Source organism: Banduia mediterranea (assembly GCF_031846245.1).
GTDB classification, from domain to species: domain Bacteria; phylum Pseudomonadota; class Gammaproteobacteria; order Nevskiales; family Nevskiaceae; genus Banduia; species Banduia mediterranea.
The window spans coordinates 31,272-49,731 of sequence record NZ_JAVRIC010000003.1; the positions used below are offsets into that span (position 1 = coordinate 31,272).

Here is an 18,460-nt window from a genome sequence, read left to right on the forward strand (position 1 = left end):
CACGCCTGCACTCTCCGGCGGTAGCAATCTCGCCACCGCCCGGTCCTTGAATCCTTGTCCGTATCGAGCCACGTCATCATCCTTTCGCCCCCTCTATGGCTTTCCAATCGAAGCGACAACTATTCTGACGCGGGGGGTGAGTGAGACGCTGAATAGAGGGGGAAAGCCTTTCAGGCGCGCGGTAGAGACGGCCGCGGGGTGGTCACCAAGCACTGTACCCCCGAACCGGCAATCACCTGATCGCCTATGCGCTGCCCGGCCCGGGTTCAGAGATACCGGACGACGCCAGCCAGGCCATCGCCAGTCCGCAATTTGACGGGCCCCATCTCCACGGTCGTGCATTTCGCAGTCGATGGAACATGCAGCGAACTTTCCTGGCCGGGTACGCCAAATGCGCACCGTCCGCGCAAGTCTGCTCCCGAGCTCTGATCGTTCGTTTCGTCCGCTTTCGGATGTCGTCGGGGCAGGCAAACGCACATCCGTGCCGGCTTCACCCTGCATTAACGACGCCGTCTTCATGGTAGCGAGGCGGTCGAGATCGCATGCCCATCCAACGCCGAGCACTGCCTTATGGAGAGACGCACATGGCCAAACAAAACGCCCCCGATCACGACAGCAAGCAGGACCAGCTTTCCGCTTTTCATCGCAGCAATGACGGCGGCGGCCTGACGAGCAACCAGGGCATCGGCATCGCCGACAATCAGAACACCCTGAAGAGCGGAATCCGCGGCCCGCAGCTGCTGGAAGATTTCGTATTGCGCGAAAAGATCACCCACTTCGACCATGAACGGATTCCGGAACGGGTGGTGCATGCGCGGGGCGCGGCCGCACACGGTTACTTTCAGGCCTATGAGCCGCTGGGCGACACGCTGTCCAGCGCGAGTTTCCTGCAGGACCCGTCGAAGAAGACGCCGGTGTTCGTGCGCTTTTCGACCGTCGCAGGATTTCGCGGCTCCGCCGACACCGCACGTGACGTGCGCGGCTTCGCGGTGAAGTTCTACACCGAGGACGGTAACTGGGATCTGGTCGGCAACAATATCCCGGTGTTTTTCATCCAGGACGCGATCAAGTTCCCGGACCTGATCCACTCGGTAAAGCCCGAACCACACAACGAAATCCCGCAGGCGCAGAGCGCGCATTCCACATTCTGGGACTTCATGTCGCTGATGCCCGAATCCATGCACATGGCGATGTGGATCATGTCCGACCGCGCGATTCCGCGCAGCTACAGGATGATGGAGGGCTTCGGCATCCATACCTTCCGCATGATCGACGACAGCGGCAAGTCGCGCTTCGTCAAGTTCCACTGGAAGCCCAGGCTCGGCACGCACGCCCTGGTCTGGGACGAGGCGATGAAGCTCGGTGGCCAGGACCCCGACTTCCACCGCCGCGACCTGTGGGAGGCGATCGACAACGGCGACTATCCGGAATGGGAATTCGGCGTGCAGGTGGTCGAGGAAGACCAAGCCGACCAGTTCGACTTCGACCTGCTCGATGCGACCAAGATCATCCCCGAGGAACTGGTGCCGGTGCGCAAGATCGGCAAGCTGGTGCTCGACCGCAACCCCGACAACTACTTTTCCGAAACCGAGCAGGTCGCATTCTGCCCGGCCAACATCGTGCCGGGCATCGACTTCTCCGAGGACCCGCTGCTGCAGGGGCGGCTGTTTTCGTACCTGGATACCCAACTGATCCGGCTGGGCGGTCCGAACTTCAACGAAATCCCGATCAACCGGCCGGTGTGTCCTGTGCACAACCTGCAGCGCGACGGCTATGGGCGGCAGGCCATCGACCGCGGCCGCACCGCCTACGAGCCGAATTCGCTGGCCGGCAACTGCCCGGTGCAGGGCGGGGCGCCGCGCAGCTTCCAGTCCGTGGCCACGCGCGTGGACGGCGAGAAGCTGCGCGCGCGCAGCCCCAGCTTCGCCGACCACTTCACGCAGGCCACGCTGTTCTATCAGAGCCAGAGCGCGGTCGAGCAACAGCACATCGTGGAGGCCTTGTCCTTCGAACTCGGCAAATGCGACGTGCCGCATGTGCGCCGCCGCGTGGTCGCGCTACTCGCCCACATCGATGAGAACCTGGCCGCCGGCGTGGCCGCCAATCTCGGCATCGAACCGGATCCCGACCTGAGCTATCTCGACGACTACACCGGCACCCAGCCCAACGAGCGCCGCGGAGCCGCCAAGCCCGGAAAATCGCCGGCGCTGTCGATGGTGACCGGAAACCCGGAGACGATCGCCACGCGCAAGCTCGCGATCCTGGCGATGGACGGCTTCGATGCGGCCGGCGTCAGTGCCGTGAAGAAAGCCGTCAGCGACGGCGGCGGCCAGTGCATGCTGATCGCCGGCAGCCTTGGCACGATCACCGCCGAAGATGGCAGCGAGATGAAGCCGGACCTGTCGTTCATGACCTCGCGTTCGACCCTGTTCGACGCCGTCTATGTCGCCGGCGGCGAGGCCAGTGCCAAGGCGATCGGCCAGGATGCCGACGCCGTGCACTTCTTCAAGGAAGCCTTCCGCCACGGCAAGGCGCTGGCGGCCAGCGGCGCGGCGGTGGCGCTGCTCCAGCGCGAGCGCCTGCCCAAGGTGGACTATGCGGACTCCGAGCAGATCGTCGACGATGCCGGCGTGGTCACCGTGGCGGGCGAGTCGGTGGACTGGAAGGCATTCACGCAACAGTTTGTCGGCAGCATCGCCCAGCACCGGCACTGGGAGCGCAGCGGCCGCGCGATGGTGGACGCATGAGCGCCACCTTTCGCGGGACAACGCAATGACGCCGCCGGATTCCGGTGCGGGCGGCCTGCCGGAGCCGGTCTCGGCCGTCGCAATCGACGAGCTTCTTGAGCGCTGCGGAGCGATGCCCGCAGTCGACAAGCTTGCGGCGCTGATCGAGGCCGGATTCGACCGGCTGCCCTTGCCCGGCGGCGGGCAAACGCTCGACCGCTGGCGCGCACTGGCCGCGGTCGCCGCGCATGACCTGAGCCTGGTCAAGCTCTACGAGGGCCATACCGACGCACTGGCGATCCGCGCCGAACTGGGCGATGCGCCCGATGAACCCTGGAACGCGAGCTGGGGTGTATGGGCCGCGGAACCGCCGAACGCCCGTCTGTACGCACAGAGCCGGCAAGACAGCCGGTACACGCTGCGGCTCGATGGTCGCAAGGCCTGGTGCTCCGGTGCCGCATCGGTGAGTCACGCCCTCGTCACCTGCTGGCAGCGCGAGGACGGCGGCGCCGATCGTGGACCGCTGCTGGCGGCCGTGGCGATGAACCAGCCTGGCGTGCGAGTCAGCGACGAGGGCTGGCAAGCGGTCGGCATGGCGGAATCGGCCAGCGTCGAAGTGAGCTTCGACGGTGCCAAGGCACGGCTGGTCGGCGAACTCGGGGCCTATGTGAACCGGCCGGGATTCTGGCAGGGCGGCGCCGGCATCGCCGCCTGTTGGTACGGCGCGACGGCGATCCTGGCCGGGCCGCTGCGTCAGCGCATCGCGCAGCGGCCGGAGCCGCATGCCGCCGCCCATCTCGGGGCGGTGGACGTGGCCCTGAGCCGCACCGCTGCGCTGCTGCGCGAAACGGCCGCCGAAATCGACCGCCGTCCGGCGGCCTATGCGCAGCTGATCGCCTTGCGCGCCCGCGCGGCCGCGGAGCGTACCGCCGGCTTCGTGCTCGACCACGTCGGCCGCGCGCTCGGCGCGGCGCCGTTCTGTCAGCACGGCGATTTCGCGCGCCGTGCCGCGGACCTGCCGGTGTTCATCCGCCAGTGCCATGCCGAACGCGATCTGCAGACGCTCGGCGAACTGCTCGCCGCACCGCGGGAGGCGCCGTGGACGCTGTAGCGCTTCGTGTGCCGGCGGGCGAAGCGCCGCATGCCGGAGAAGGCCGCGAGATCGTCGGCGAGGGCACGCCGGAGGCCGCGTGGCGATCATGGCGAGGTCTCGCGCAGCTGTCGCGCGCCGGGCTGGACGAACTGGTTCCGCCGGGCCGGCGCACGGTGATCGTTGCGCCGCATCCGGATGACGAGGTCCTTGGTGCCGGCGGCCTGCTGAGCGCGCTCGCCGAGCGCCGGCGCGAGGTGCTGATCGTCGGCGTGACCGAAGGCGAGGGCTCGCATCCCGGTTCGGCGCTGTGGCACGCAAAGGCGCTGGCGGCACGACGCGGCGCCGAGCGCAGCGAGGGCTTGCAGGCGCTGGGACTTGCCGCCGGCATCGACCGACTCGGCTACGCGGACGGGCAACTTGCCTCGGACATCCCCGGTCTGGCCCGCCGGCTCGGCGAGACGCTGCGGCAAGACGATGTGGTGTTCGCGACCTGGGCCTGCGACGGCCATCCCGATCACGAAGCGGTGGGGCAGGCCGCCGCCCGGGCCTGTGCCGCCCGCGGCGCGCGCCTGCTGCAGATGCCGGTGTGGATGTGGCACTGGGCGCAGCCAGGCTCCGAGCGCGTGCCCTGGCAGCGGGCCATCCGGTTCGAACTCGGAGACGCGGCGCTGGCGCGCAAGCGCGCCGCGATCGCCTGCCATCGCAGCCAGCTCGAAGCCGACGCCACGCGCGGCGCGCCGCCGATTCTCGGCACCGCGGCGCTGGCGCGCTGGCTGCGCCCCTACGAGGTCTTCTTTACATGAGCGGCCTGGCCGCAGACGAGGATTATTTCGAAAGCCTGTACCGCGACAGCGCGGACCCCTGGGGCTTCCGCACACGTTGGTACGAACAGCGCAAGCGCGCGTTGACACTGGCTGCGTTGCCGCACCGCCGCTATCGCAGTGCGCTGGAAGCGGGCTGCGCCACCGGCGAACTGGCCGCCGAACTGGCCGGCCGTTGCGAACACCTGCTGGCCTGCGATTTTCACGAAGGCGCGCTGCATCGGGCACGGCTGCGCCTGGCGGGATATCCGCAGGCACGCGTGGAACGCCGCCGTCTGCCACAGGACTGGCCCGACGGCGTTTTCGAGCTGATCGTCGTCAGCGAACTCGGCTACTACCTCGGCGACCGGGATCTGGACGAACTGCTGCGCCGCGCGCGCGCCGGCCTGGGCGATGGCGGTGTGCTGCTGGCCTGCCACTGGCGCCACCGCTTTGCCGAAGCCGTGCGCGCCGGCGATGCGGTGCACGCTGCTTTCGCCGCACTCGGCCTGCCGCGACTGCTGCGCCACGAGGAACCCGATTTTCTGCTGGAAGCCTGGTCGCCGGACCCGACATCGGTGGCCGCCCGTGAAGGCCTTTCCGCAATGACCGACCCCACACCATCGGAGCAAGAAACGAGATGATCGGCATCGTCATACCCGCGCATAACGAAGAAGCCTTGCTGGGAGACTCTCTGGCGGCGGTGCTGGCCGCGGCGCGGCACCCGGACCTTGGCGGCGAGCCGGTCGAGATTGTCGTCGTGCTCGATGCCTGCACCGATGCCAGCGCGGAAATCGCCAGCGCCTACGGCGTGAGCTGCGTCGCCGTCGAGGTGCGCAACGTCGGTCATGCGCGGCGTCGCGGCGCCGAGTGGCTGCTGGCGCGTGGCGCCCGCTGGCTGGCGTTCACCGATGCCGATTCGGTGGTCGCCGCCGACTGGCTGCCGTGCCAGCTCAACCTCAAGACCGACGCGGTCTGCGGCTCGGTCACGGTCCGCGACTGGGGTGCGCACAGCGCCGAGGTACGCGCGCGCTTTGATGCCGGCTACCGCGATCGGGACGGCCACCGCCACGTCCACGGCACCAATTTCGGCGTCTCGCGCGCCGCGTATCTGGCCGTCGGCGGATTCGCGCCGCTGGCGGTCGGCGAGGATGTGGCCCTGGCCGCGGCTTTGGAACGCGCCGGCTTCGCCATCGCTTGGAGCGCGGCACCTCGGGTCGCCACCAGCGCCCGTCTCGTCGCGCGCGCCCGCGGCGGTTTCGGCGACTTCATCGATGGTCTGTATCGCGTCGGCGCCAGCGTCGTCGACACCTCGGCGCAGGCGCTCGGCAGCGCCGCCGCCCTGGCCGAGACGGCGGAATGAGGCCGCAATGACGGCGCCCTGCTTATGGCCTGCTGGCCAGTTCCGCGTTTTCGATCGGTGGTCGCCTGCAAGTTGGCGCTGCCAATCCCGCGGCGCAAGCTGGCGGCGATCATCGCGTTCGGCGCCGGTACGCAGGTCGTCGCGCTGAGCTTCGAGCTGATGGCGGAGTCGGTGGAGAAGGGGGCGATCGGCTTCGTCCTCGCCGGGCAGCTGTCCGGAACGCTGGTCTTTATCCTGCTCGACACCATGCTGGACCGGGCACATGTTCCCGGAAGCCTTCGACAACGGCGGCCCCTGGGTGGCGCTGGCGACGAGCGCCGCCTTTCTCGACGGGCTCGACCGGAGATCGGCGCGCACTTCGGTCTGCACTACTCGACCGTAAGCCGGATCGCGCGAGGTGTTGATCGACAGGTTTCGTCAAGAAGCAAGACCTGACCCTAAGTTCACCCGCTAAACCGAGACATGGACACTACTTGACCATATCGATATCCGGATTTCAGTCAAAGGCTTCCGGATTGGTCGCAACTTAACCAGCGCGCGGCAGGCGCAAGCACTCAAGCCAACTTCAGCGGGAATTTCGCAAAACCCTCGAATGTATAAAAATCACCAGCGCCAGGCCACCAGATGCCTCGAAAGCGCTTTGCCTAAGTGTCGGAATTGCTTGTTGCGATTGGCGCTTTTGAATTAGGATCGCGGCGACTCTTAAAAACGCCGCGACACTCGTGGCGAGTGGGGAATCGATGCGCGTTCGGGGGATTCGGGGGGCATTCGCCCTGTTGCTGGTGTCGGCACTCGCGGCCTGTGGAGGCGGCGGCGGCTTTTCGTCGGATGGCGGCGGCTTCGATAATGGTGGAGATGGCGGGGGTGACAGCGGGAGTGTTGGTCCTGTCGCAGCCCTAGTCTTAAGTAGCGTCCAAGCGCAGATACTTGCTGATGGAGAATCCACGGCCGTTTTAAGCGCTGTGGTTCAGGATGCTGACGGTAACGGCGTTGGTGGCGAAACTGTCACGTTTTCCACCACCGCCGGGACGCTCTCGGAGAGTTCTGCAAGCACTGACTCCAGTGGGGTCGCCGCCATTCGGTTGACGTCATCTACGATCGTCGGGCGAGCGACGATTACCGCGCGACATCCTGGCACTGCAATTTCCGCAACCACTTCTGTGGATTTCGTTGCAGCTAATACCAGCAGACTTGTACTTTCGTTGTCGCCGTCGTCCGTACGACCGGATAAGCCCGTGACCGTCTCTGTGCAGGCACTGGATTCCAACGGCAATCCGATCGCCAACGAAGCTGTTCGTTTCGATAATGTACAGAACCAAAGCGGGGGTACGTTTTCCGACGTTCAGGTTAGTACAGACGCGAACGGACGGGCGCTAACGACTTACACGGCCGGTTCCAGTTCCGGCGTCGATACGCTGCGCGGCCAGACGGCCGGTGGATTGTTCGCCACGGCTGATCTGACGATCAGCGCCAGCGCAGTGCTTGCGGGAAGTCTGGAGCTGACGACGGGGGCCGACAGGCTGGTCGCCGACGGGTCGTCTACGGTCGCGTTACGCGCGACGGTGACCGACACTGAGGGGGCTGCAGTCAGCGGATTGATCGTCAGCTTTTCTGCATCGGCGGGTAGTCTTTCGGCCAGCAGCTCAATCACCAATTCAGACGGGGTTGCGCAGGTGGTTTTGCAGGCGGGCACGATCGCTGGCTCGGTCACTGTTACTGCATCCGCAGCGGGATACAGCGCTACCTCCGCCTTGGACTTCGTGCCGGCAGATGCAAGCGTGATTACGCTCAGCGTAGCTCCGACGTCGATTGCTCCAGGCGCAAATGCCTCCGTTTTGGCCTTCGTAGCCGACGAGAACGGCAATCGCGTCCCCGGAGAGACAATATCCTTTTCGACGTCGGGCAACGGACATTTGTCGAGCACGACCGTCGCCACCAACAGCAACGGTGAGGCCATGACGACGTTCACGTCGTCTGGCACCGGTACGCAAACGATTCAGGCGCGGATGGCCAATGGGGTGAGTGCGAACGCGTCAATCGACGTTAGCACTGCGGCGGCCACGATATCGGCGGTGAATGTTTCGTCCGGAGCATCAACGATAGCTGCAGGGGGAAGCACGACGGTCCTACGTGCGACTGTCGCGACCGATGCCGGAGCGATCAGCGGCATCCCAGTTAATTTCGGCACTACACTGGGAACGCTCAGCGCTTTAAGCGCGATGACAAATGCGTCGGGCGTTGCCCAGGTCACGTTGCAGAGCTCATTGCGTGTCGGCACAGCGACAGTGACGGCGAGCTCGGGTGGATTTTCCAGTAATGTGCAGGTGGCATTTACAGCGGGTGTACCTACGGCGGTGGCCGTGAGCCTGGCGCCGTCGACAGTGGCGCCGAACCGGGCGACGACGGTAGTGGCGCGGGTGACGGACGCCAACGGCAACGCGGTGGGTAACCAGCGCGTGGACTTCTCGGCGCCGAGCGGGGCGGGCAGTTTCGCGTCGACGGGGACGAATGCGGCCTCGGCGGTGACGAGCTCGGACGGCGTGGCGCAACTGGCGTACACGCCGGATGGCAGCCCGACCAGTGTGCCGCTGACGGTGACCACCGCCTCGGGTGTATCGGGCACGGCAACGCTGAGTATTGATCCGTCCGCCGAAGCGGTGACGACGATCGTGCTGACGCCGGGGGCGAATGAAGTACCGGTGGGCGGTAGCACGACGTTGCGGGCGACGATTTCCGGTGACAGCGGTCCGCTGTCGGGGGTGAGCGTGAGCTTCGCGACGACGCTGGGGATGCTGGGAGCGTCCAGCGCGATCACCAACGCTTCAGGCATTGCCGAAGTGACACTGAAGGCCACCAATACGGTCGGTACGGCGACGGTGACGGCGAGCTCGGGTGGATTTTCCAGTAATGTGCAGGTGGCATTTACAGCGGGTGTACCTACGGCGGTGGCCGTGAGCCTGGCGCCGTCGACAGTGGCGCCGAACCGGGCGACGACGGTAGTGGCGCGGGTGACGGACGCCAACGGCAACGCGGTGGGTAACCAGCGCGTGGACTTCTCGGCGCCGAGCGGGGCGGGCAGTTTCGCGTCGACGGGGACGAATGCGGCCTCGGCGGTGACGAGCTCGGACGGCGTGGCGCAACTGGCGTACACGCCGGATGGCAGCCCGACCAGTGTGCCGCTGACGGTGACCACCGCCTCGGGTGTATCGGGCACGGCAACGCTGAGTATTGATCCGTCCGCCGAAGCGGTGACGACGATCGTGCTGACGCCGGGGGCGAATGAAGTACCGGTGGGCGGTAGCACGACGTTGCGGGCGACGATTTCCGGTGACAGCGGTCCGCTGTCGGGGGTGAGCGTGAGCTTCGCGACGACGCTGGGGATGCTGGGAGCGTCCAGCGCGATCACCAACGCTTCAGGCATTGCCGAAGTGACACTGAAGGCCACCAATACGGTCGGTACGGCGACGGTGACGGCGAGCTCGGGTGGATTTTCCAGTAATGTGCAGGTGGCATTTACAGCGGGTGTACCTACGGCGGTGGCCGTGAGCCTGGCGCCGTCGACAGTGGCGCCGAACCGGGCGACGACGGTAGTGGCGCGGGTGACGGACGCCAACGGCAACGCGGTGGGTAACCAGCGCGTGGACTTCTCGGCGCCGAGCGGGGCGGGCAGTTTCGCGTCGACGGGGACGAATGCGGCCTCGGCGGTGACGAGCTCGGACGGCGTGGCGCAACTGGCGTACACGCCGGATGGCAGCCCGACCAGTGTGCCGCTGACGGTGACCACCGCCTCGGGTGTATCGGGCACGGCAACGCTGAGTATTGATCCGTCCGCCGAAGCGGTGACGACGATCGTGCTGACGCCGGGGGCGAATGAAGTACCGGTGGGCGGTAGCACGACGTTGCGGGCGACGATTTCCGGTGACAGCGGTCCGCTGTCGGGGGTGAGCGTGAGCTTCGCGACGACGCTGGGGATGCTGGGAGCGTCCAGCGCGATCACCAACGCTTCAGGCATTGCCGAAGTGACACTGAAGGCCACCAATACGGTCGGTACGGCGACGGTGACGGCGAGCTCGGGTGGATTTTCCAGTAATGTGCAGGTGGCATTTACAGCGGGTGTACCTACGGCGGTGGCCGTGAGCCTGGCGCCGTCGACAGTGGCGCCGAACCGGGCGACGACGGTAGTGGCGCGGGTGACGGACGCCAACGGCAACGCGGTGGGTAACCAGCGCGTGGACTTCTCGGCGCCGAGCGGGGCGGGCAGTTTCGCGTCGACGGGGACGAATGCGGCCTCGGCGGTGACGAGCTCGGACGGCGTGGCGCAACTGGCGTACACGCCGGATGGCAGCCCGACCAGTGTGCCGCTGACGGTGACCACCGCCTCGGGTGTATCGGGCACGGCAACGCTGAGTATTGATCCGTCCGCCGAAGCGGTGACGACGATCGTGCTGACGCCGGGGGCGAATGAAGTACCGGTGGGCGGTAGCACGACGTTGCGGGCGACGATTTCCGGCGACAGCGGTCCGCTGTCGGGGGTGAGCGTGAGCTTCGCGACGACGCTGGGGATGCTGAGTGCCGACAGTGCGACGACCAATGCCTCGGGTATTGCCGAAGTGACGTTCGACGCAACGGACACCGTCGGCACAGCGACGGTTCGTGCGTTCGCGGGCGGAAAGTCTGACCAGGCAACGGTTGGTTTTGTTGCCGGCGCGGCGTCACGGGTCGAATTGAATGCGTCGCCGGTCGTCGTGCCGATTGGCGGTACGAGCATTGTGCAGGCTTCGGTATTGGACGCCGATGGCAACCCTGTGTCGGGCACGACAGTCCTGTTCGACCTGCCAACGGACAATTCCGGGGCGACGCTGGCAAGCACCAGTGTGGTCACGGATGCGAACGGACGCGCGACGACGAGCTACACAGCGGGGTCGAACACATTTACAGCGGTGACCGACACGGTGCGCGCACGCGTGGCATCGCTGACGGCGAAAAGCATCGATATCGCCGTGACAGTGCAACTCGGCATGCTCGATGTGCAGCCTGCGAATGACAGCATTGTTGCCAATGGCGCGGATTCGACAACCCTGATCGCCACGGTCCTCGATTCCAATGGTGCGCCGGTCAGCAATGCACCGGTCATGTTCCGAACTTCAGCCGGAACCTTGTCGCCGGCTGATGCGACAACGGACCCATCCGGGACCGCGACGGTGCGATTGCAATCGCCCACAACGATTGGTTCAGCGGCGATCACAGCCACGGTGCCGGGGCTCTCGGCATCCACTTCGGTGCAGTTCCTTCCGGGTGAACCCGACGGTGTCTCGCTTTCGCCGAGTCCGGGCGCGGTGGTGGTCGGCGGCAGCACCACGTTGACGGCGACGATATTGGATGCCAATGCCAATCCGGTGTCCGATGAACAGTTGCTGTTCTCGATTGTCGGCAATAACACCGGTGGAACTCTGGTGTCGGCTACCGCCACGACGGATGGTAATGGTAGGGCGACGGTTGCTTATCAAACCGGACCAGCGGCGGGCACGGATACGATCAATGTAGCAACCGCAGGCGGTAAGAACGGGACGGCGACTGTCGTATCCAGCGCAGCCAATGCGCTGGTGGCGCAGCTCACCCTAAATTTGGGGACGGATTCGGTCGCGGCTGGAGACGGCGACGTCGCGGTCGATGCCCTTGTGGCCGATCCCGCCGGTAATCCGGTGGCAGGCGCCAGCGTGATGTTCACCACGACGGCGGGCAGTCTCTCCAGCACTATGGCGACAACCGACGCGACGGGGCGCGCGCGCGTTCAGCTAGCACCACCGAACTTCGCGACCACGCTATCGATTCGGGCGGCGGTGGCCGGAATTTCAGACGAGGATCAACTTCAAGTCGTCCCGGCCGCGGCCGATGCCGGCCATTCGAGCATTACGGCCAATCCGACGACGCTGCTTTCCGATGGAGCTTCGACGACGACGGTGACCGTGATACTGAACGACCGTTTCGACAATCCCTTGCCGGATGGTCGTACGGTTCGCCTGCTGACTACTGCTGGCGCCTTCGTTTCCGGCAATACCGCCAGCCTCGCCAGTGGGCGGGCCAGTCTGGAACTGCGTTCGCCGAGTTTGCCGGGAACGGCGACCATTAGCGTCCAGGACCTGCCCGGACTTTCGACCGAAGTCAGCTTCGAGTCCGCCAGCACTGGCGATCCGGCTTCGATCCGTTTCGTCGTCGTCGATCCGTCACTGAGCGTGGCCGGCGTCGGGCAGAACGATCAGACCTCGATCACCGTGACCGTGCTCGACTCTGCGGGCAATGTCATCGACGAGTCGCTCTACGGCAACGGTTCGCTAAACAACCTGCAAGCGCGTTTCGTGACCCGGCCGGGAGGCGGTGAGGCGATTGCCGGACGCGACGCCGATGGAACTGTCATCAGTAGCGGCACCTCGGACACGCTCGATGTCCGTACGCGCGACGGCGTTGCGGTCTTGACGCTATTGAGCGGAACGGCCTCTGGAATCGTCGAGATCGAATTCTCGGTTCTCGACTTTGACGGCACCAGTATCAGTGCCCGCGCCAGCCTGCCGCAGGTATCGATCGCCGGCGGTCCGCCGCATACGATTGTGTTCTCCGGGCCGATCACCGGTGCGGTGGAGAATCTCGACAACGGCAACTATCGGCTTATCGGCAAGGTGGACGTCACCGATCGCTATGGCAATGCCGTGCCGGATGGCACGGTGGTTAACTTCGCCGTCATGGATTCGGTCATGATGCATGACAACACCGGCGACAAGACCGCGGGATCCTCCGAGCTGAACCGCTCGGGCACTAGCCTGATCCGGCGGCGTTGTACGACCGAACCCTTGCCTGACGGCGAGGCGACCGGTTGTTCCGCGCCGAGCCTTCAGGCGGATGCCAGCGATTTCACCAGTCCGATCCTGCGAAATGGAACCGACCGTACGATCCAGACCGGAGACCTGGTCCTGTTGCGCAATGCCACCACTAACGACAAGCGCCGCCTGGTCGACAACGTGGACAGCGCCACACAATTGAGTGCCCAGCAAAGCTACATGACCAGCGAAAGCGGCCGCGAGATGTTCGTCGGCGCCTCTCTGCTGGGCGTGCAGATTTTCGGGCTCGACGAAGATGGAGGCCTGACGCCGGGAACGGGCATCGTGAAGGAGGGAATTGCTGAATTGCGTCTGGCCTATCCGGCCAATGTGCGCACCATCCTCACCGGGTGCTATGGCTATCCGTTCATCGACCGAGCCTATTCGGATCGTGACCGTCGTGGCACGGTGCCGCAGTCCCGCCAGATCATCACCGTGGCCAGCGCCGGCAGCAACGCCGTTGCGATCGATCAGGAGCAGTTCTGCTTCAAGGCGATTGCTGGGGCTACGCTGTCGCCGTCCCCGGCGACGGTGATATTGGGCAGTGGAGGTTCGGCAACCGTCGACCTGCTGCTGCGTGATGGGGGCGATACGATTCCGTTGCCGTACACCGGTCTCGGTTGCTTTGTCAGTGAGGTTAATCGCGATGACAACAGCGATTTTTCAGTCGCTGCCGATGTTCTCGGAAATTCCGACGGCGATTCCGCGACGGGCGTTTCCGGCCATGGCTCGGTTCGCATTTCGGTCAGTGGTATGAACATCGTCAACGGTGACCAAGCGACTGTAAATTGTGTCGGCCTGGATGCTAGCGCTTCGATCACAGTGGGTGCGCCGTAGCGGATTTGCATGGGTAGTCCGGCCCTGTGTGGTCGGGGCTGGGCCACCGGGATTCGTCGCAGGCCCTTGTCAAATGCATCCCGCCGGGTTTGAATCGCGCTTTACTGGCGAGATGCGAATCCGGCAATGCTTATCGGCGTTCCGAAGGAAATCAAGAATCACGAATACCGCGTGGGTCTGACGCCGTCCGGCGTTCGTGAACTGGCGGGGCGTGGTCATCAGGTGATGATCCAGAAAGCGGCGGGCGAGGCGATCGGTCTGTATGACGAGCAGTACCTCAACGCCGGAGCCGTGCTGGTCGACACGCCGGAAGAAATCTTCGCGATGGCCGACATGGTCGTGAAGGTGAAGGAACCCCAACCGACCGAATATGCGCAGCTGCGGGAAGGACAGCTGCTGTTTACCTATCTTCATCTGGCGCCGGATCCCGAACAGACCAAAGGCCTGGTGGAATCGGGCTGCGTCGCGATCGCGTATGAGACGGTGATCGACGGCAAGGGCGGCCTGCCCTTGCTGGCGCCGATGAGCGAAGTGGCGGGGCGCATGTCGATTCAGGCCGGCGCGCATGCCCTGGAGAAGGCGCAGGGCGGTGTGGGTCTGCTGATGGGCGGCGTGCCCGGTGTGGCTCCGGCGGAGGTCGCCATCATCGGCGGCGGGGTGGTGGGCTACAACGCGGCGCGCATCGCCGTGGGCATGGGGGCCAAGGTCACGATTCTGGACCGCTCGCTGTCGCGCCTGAACTATCTGGATTCGCTGTTTCAGGGCCGGCTCAATACGATCTATTCAACGGTCGATGCGCTGGAAGAATATGCGCTCAAGGCCGATCTGGTGATCGGCGCCGTGCTGATTCCCGGCGCTGCGGCACCCAAGCTGGTGACGCGCGACATGCTCAAGCAGATGAAGAACGGCGCGGTGATCGTGGACGTGGCGATTGATCAGGGCGGCTGTTTCGAGACCAGCCGCGCCACCACGCATCAGGACCCCACGTATATCGTCGACGGTGTGGTGCACTACTGCGTGGCCAACATGCCGGGCGGCGTGGCGCGCACGTCCACCTTCGCCTTGACCAATGCGACGATGCCGTACGTGTTGTCACTGGCGGACAAGGGCTACCGCAAGGCGCTGCAGGACGATGCGTATCTGTTGGAAGGCCTGAACGTGTACTTCCACAAAGTGACTTACAAGGCCGTCGCCGAGGCCCTGGGCTATGAGTATCTGCAGGCGCGGCAGGCGCTGGACTGGCGCTTCTGATCCCGGCTGGATGCGCGATCCTGATCCGGAGCCGTGCAGCCCGGCTCCGGATCAGGCAAAATTCGCGTCCATTTCGTCAATGGTGGCCCGCGTCGGCCCCCGCGACGGTCAGCCGTGAACTCCGCCAGGCCCGGAAGGGAGCAACGGTAGCGGTGCGACCGGGCGCCGGGACCGTCGGCGCGGGCCGCCTCCAAATTTCGTGAGGCGAGAGGTGTGAGGCGTCAGGCGTTTCCTTGTCCGAACGGTCCGCGGCTTTGCGGCGCACGCCTCGCGCTTCTCGTTTGCCCCCTCACGCAGCTATGAGCTACCTCGCACTCGCACGCAAGTGGCGGCCTCGGCGCTTCGAGGATGTCGTCGGCCAGCCGCATGTGGTCCAGGCGCTGACGCATGCGCTCGACACCGATCGTCTGCATCCCGCGATCCTGCTGACCGGCACGCGTGGCGTCGGCAAGACCACGCTGGCGCGTATCGTCGCCAAGTCCCTGAACTGCGAGATCGGCGTCAGCGCCAATCCCTGTGGCGAATGCTCGTCCTGCCGCGAAGTCGACGAGGGCCGTTTCGTCGATTTGCTGGAAATCGACGCCGCGAGTCGCACCAAGGTCGAGGACACACGTTCGATGCTGGACAACGTCCAGTACGCGCCGGTGCGCGGGCGCTACAAGGTCTATCTGATCGACGAGGTCCACATGCTGTCCGGGCACTCGTTCAACGCGCTGCTCAAGACGCTTGAGGAGCCGCCGCCACACGTCAAATTCATTCTCGCGACCACGGACCCGCAGAAGCTGCCGATCACGGTGCTGTCGCGCTGTTTGCAGTTCCATCTCAAGCGCTTTCCCACGGGCTCGATTCGCAGTCTGATGGAGCGCGTGCTGGCGGAAGAGGGCGTGACATTCGAATCCCCGGCGCTGGCCGAGCTGGCACGCGCCGCCGACGGTTCGATGCGCGACGGTTTGTCGCTGCTCGATCAGGCCCTGGTGTTTGCCGGTGGCAGCTCGCTCAGCGTGGCGCAGATCGACGACATGCTGGGCAGCGGCGGCCGGCGTCTGTTGCTGGAACTGATCGGTGCCGTGGCGGTGGCCGATTCGGACCGTCTGCTGGCGGGCTTTCAGCGGCTCGACGAGATGGCGCCGGATTTTTCGGCGCTGAGCGATGATCTTTCCGCGATCCTGCAGCGGATCGCCGTCCTGCAACTGCTGCCGAAAGCGCGCAACGAGGACGATGACGACACGCTGGTCGAGCTGGCGCGGTCCCTGCCGGCCGAGGACGTGCAGCTTTACTATCAGATTGCCATTGCCGGCCGCCGCGACCTGCCGTGGACGCCGGACCCGCGCCTCGGTTTTGAAATGACCGTGCTGCGGATGATGACGTTTCGTCCGGTTGATGTGCCGTCGGCGCCCGTCGGCGCCGGGGCGGGCGCGTCGGGCGGGCGTTCCGGGGAGGGCTCGGGCAGTTCGCCGCGCTCGAATGCGGCCAGCGCTGCCGGCGCATCGGCGGCCCGGAACGATGCCGCGCCGCCGGCCCGACCCCCGGTTCAGCTGGTGTGGCCGGAGCCCGCAGCGGCACAGGCGAGCGCCGCGGCATCTGCGAACAATGATGCCGGCGACGCCTTTTCGCCCGAAGACGAACGCTGGGCCGATCAGGTCGAAACCCTGGAACTCGAAGGCTTCGTGCGCGGCCTCGCGCGTCATTGCGCCTGGATCGCTCAGGACGACGATCGGATTCGGCTCGGGCTGCTGCGCAGCTTCGAGCATCTGTTGCAGGATGAGCGCCGCCAGCTGATTCAGGACGCCCTGTCCAAGGCGCAGGGTCGGCCGCTCATGCTGGCGATCGAGATGAACGAGGCGGCGACCCGCACGCCGATGGAGCGTGACCGGCGCCGGGCCGCGGCCCGGCAGGCGGCCGCGGAGGCGGCGATCGCGCAGGATCCGAACGTGCGTGCATTGCAGGACCGCTTCGGCGCGCAGCTCCGCACCGGTTCGGTTCAGCCCCTGTAGCTTACGGTCCGTCACGGACATTTCCCCACCAGAGCCTTCACGGAGAACAGACATGAAAGGTCCCATGGGCCAGCTGATGCGCCAGGCGCAGCAGATGCAGGATCAGATGAAGCGCATCCAGGAAGAGATCGCGCAGGCCGAGGTCACCGGCGAATCCGGTGCCGGCATGGTCAAGATCACGCTGACCGGCAAGCACCAGGCGCGCCGCGTCGAGATCGACCCGGCGGCGCTGTCCGAAGACAAGGAATTTCTCGAAGACCTGATCGCGGCCGCGATCAACGACGCCAGCGCCAAAGCCGAGGAACTGTCCAAGGAGCGCATGGCGCAGGCCACGGCGGGTCTGAACCTGCCGCCTGGCATGAACCTGCCGTTCTGAGCCACGACCGTCCGTAATGGTCGCGTATTCCCCGCGTCTGGCTCGCCTGATCGAATCGCTGCGGCGTCTGCCCGGCGTGGGCCCGAAGTCCGCGCAGCGTATGGCGCTGCACCTGCTCGACCGCGACCGTGAAGGTGCATCGTTCGTGGCGCGCTCGATCGATGAAGCGCTGGAACATGTCGGTCGCTGCCCGAGCTGCCGTATGTTCTGCGAGGGTGGGAACTGCCTGTACTGTTCCCCGTCTCGCGCCGAGTCCGGCCAGCTGTGCGTCGTGGAGACCCCGGCGGACCTGCTGGCGATCGAGTCCAGCACGCCGTATCGCGGGCGCTATTTCGTGCTGATGGGCAAGCTCTCGCCGATCGACGGCATCGGCCCGGAAGAACTGGGCTTGAGCCTGCTGGCGCAGCGCATGGGTGGAGACCGCGTCAGCGAAGTCATCATCGCCACCAATCCCACGGTCGAAGGTGAGGCCACGGCGTACTACGTGGCCGAGATGGCGCGCGCCGCCGGCCTCAAGGTCACGCGCATCGCCCATGGCGTGCCGATGGGCGGCGAACTCGAATACGTGGACGGCAGCACCCTGGCGCATGCGTTTTCGGGGCGGCAGACCCTGGGCGCTTGAGGTTTTCGATACTGTTTTTGTTTCGCGCTTGTTTCGCGCTTGTTTCGCGCAAAGACGCTAGGCGCGCAGAAAGCGGTAAGAATGCTGTTGATAGGAGCGGAGCCACCGGTCCGTTCCTGCTACCGTTGCGACGGCCAACGCCTCCGGCCATGGAAAGCCCGCAGGATTTCGATGCGCTCGCCGCGGACACGATACGGCACGAGATAGTTTGTTCCGGGCACCACCAGCTCACGCGTGCCGGGGGCCCGTCCGGGACGCCCGAGACCGGGATGATCGGCCAGCGTGCCAACGGTGTTTTCTATCAGGACGACAATTCGGGCAGCGGCTTGAGGGTCATCCTGTGCAATGTAGTCAGCCTCTTCCTTGAAGTTGAGCAGCGCGCGGTTTAGCCACCTAATCTGCACGACGGCGCCAGCCGCCGAAGAAATTCCCAGCTTCACTGCGTTGCCTCGGCGAGTTTGTCCAGACGATCCCTGGCGCCGTCTTAGCGGCGAATGGTCATCGTTGTGGACATGGACGCAAATTG

At 65.5% G+C, this 18,460-nt stretch carries 13 protein-coding genes, 1 other RNA gene and 1 pseudogene; 13 read left to right on the forward strand and 2 right to left on the reverse strand.

Going from position 1 to position 18,460, the window contains the following annotated elements; all coding sequences use genetic code 11:
* Positions 1-584 precede the first annotated feature (584 nt).
* From RM530_RS02795 to RM530_RS18920, 7 genes and pseudogenes are all read left to right on the forward strand, one after another.
* The gene (locus tag RM530_RS02795; protein WP_311363690.1) at positions 585-2,747 is read left to right on the forward strand and encodes a catalase; all 2,163 of its coding nucleotides are present in this window, start codon (positions 585-587) and stop codon (positions 2,745-2,747) included.
* Between the two features lie 25 nt (positions 2,748-2,772).
* Positions 2,773-3,837, forward strand: coding sequence for an acyl-CoA dehydrogenase family protein (locus RM530_RS02800; RefSeq protein ID WP_311363691.1), 1,065 nt, complete (start codon positions 2,773-2,775; stop codon positions 3,835-3,837).
* A gap of 50 nt (positions 3,838-3,887) precedes the next feature.
* Entirely contained in the window at positions 3,888-4,622 is a 735-nt protein-coding gene (locus RM530_RS02805) for a PIG-L deacetylase family protein (RefSeq protein WP_432276072.1), read from the forward strand.
* A gap of 5 nt (positions 4,623-4,627) precedes the next feature.
* Positions 4,628-5,263, forward strand: a complete 636-nt coding sequence (locus RM530_RS02810; RefSeq protein ID WP_349256162.1) for a class I SAM-dependent DNA methyltransferase — start codon at positions 4,628-4,630, stop codon at positions 5,261-5,263.
* Entirely contained in the window at positions 5,260-5,982 is a 723-nt protein-coding gene (locus RM530_RS02815) for a glycosyltransferase family 2 protein (RefSeq protein WP_311363694.1), read from the forward strand. Before RM530_RS02810 ends, RM530_RS02815 begins: the two co-directional genes overlap by 4 nt.
* 57 nt (positions 5,983-6,039) lie before the next feature.
* Positions 6,040-6,417 (forward strand): ZIP family metal transporter, encoded by a 378-nt coding sequence (locus RM530_RS02820; RefSeq protein WP_311363695.1) that lies wholly within the window; start codon positions 6,040-6,042, stop codon positions 6,415-6,417.
* 305 nt (positions 6,418-6,722) lie between these two features.
* Positions 6,723-7,964 (forward strand): annotated as a pseudogene (locus RM530_RS18920) (Ig-like domain-containing protein); the annotation flags it as partial.
* 14 nt (positions 7,965-7,978) lie between these two features.
* Here the strand turns inward: RM530_RS18920 and RM530_RS02830 are convergent.
* A complete protein-coding gene (locus tag RM530_RS02830) occupies positions 7,979-9,979 on the reverse strand; it encodes a hypothetical protein (protein ID WP_311363697.1) in 2,001 nt (666 codons plus the stop codon).
* Here RM530_RS02830 and RM530_RS02835 point away from each other — a divergent pair.
* From RM530_RS02835 to recR, 6 genes are all read left to right on the forward strand, one after another.
* A complete protein-coding gene (locus RM530_RS02835) occupies positions 9,930-13,691 on the forward strand; it encodes a beta strand repeat-containing protein (protein ID WP_311363698.1) in 3,762 nt (1,253 codons plus the stop codon). The genes RM530_RS02830 and RM530_RS02835 overlap by 50 nt on opposite strands.
* 126 nt (positions 13,692-13,817) lie before the next feature.
* Positions 13,818-14,942 (forward strand): alanine dehydrogenase, encoded by a 1,125-nt coding sequence (ald, locus tag RM530_RS02840; protein ID WP_311363699.1) that lies wholly within the window; start codon positions 13,818-13,820, stop codon positions 14,940-14,942.
* A gap of 90 nt (positions 14,943-15,032) precedes the next feature.
* An RNA gene (ffs, locus tag RM530_RS02845) (signal recognition particle sRNA small type) lies at positions 15,033-15,122 on the forward strand.
* Between the two features lie 119 nt (positions 15,123-15,241).
* Entirely contained in the window at positions 15,242-16,936 is a 1,695-nt protein-coding gene (gene dnaX, locus RM530_RS02850; RefSeq protein WP_311363700.1) for a DNA polymerase III subunit gamma/tau, read from the forward strand.
* A gap of 52 nt (positions 16,937-16,988) precedes the next feature.
* On the forward strand, positions 16,989-17,312 hold the full coding sequence (locus RM530_RS02855) for a YbaB/EbfC family nucleoid-associated protein (protein ID WP_311363701.1): 324 nt from the start codon (positions 16,989-16,991) through the stop codon (positions 17,310-17,312).
* A 16-nt stretch (positions 17,313-17,328) separates the two neighbouring features.
* Positions 17,329-17,934, forward strand: a complete 606-nt coding sequence (gene recR / locus RM530_RS02860; RefSeq protein WP_311363702.1) for a recombination mediator RecR — start codon at positions 17,329-17,331, stop codon at positions 17,932-17,934.
* A gap of 119 nt (positions 17,935-18,053) precedes the next feature.
* Here the strand turns inward: recR and RM530_RS02865 are convergent, their stop codons facing one another.
* Complete coding sequence (locus tag RM530_RS02865) at positions 18,054-18,374, reverse strand: type II toxin-antitoxin system RelE/ParE family toxin (protein ID WP_311363703.1); 321 nt, start codon at positions 18,372-18,374, stop codon at positions 18,054-18,056.
* Between the last annotated feature and the right edge of the window lie 86 nt (positions 18,375-18,460).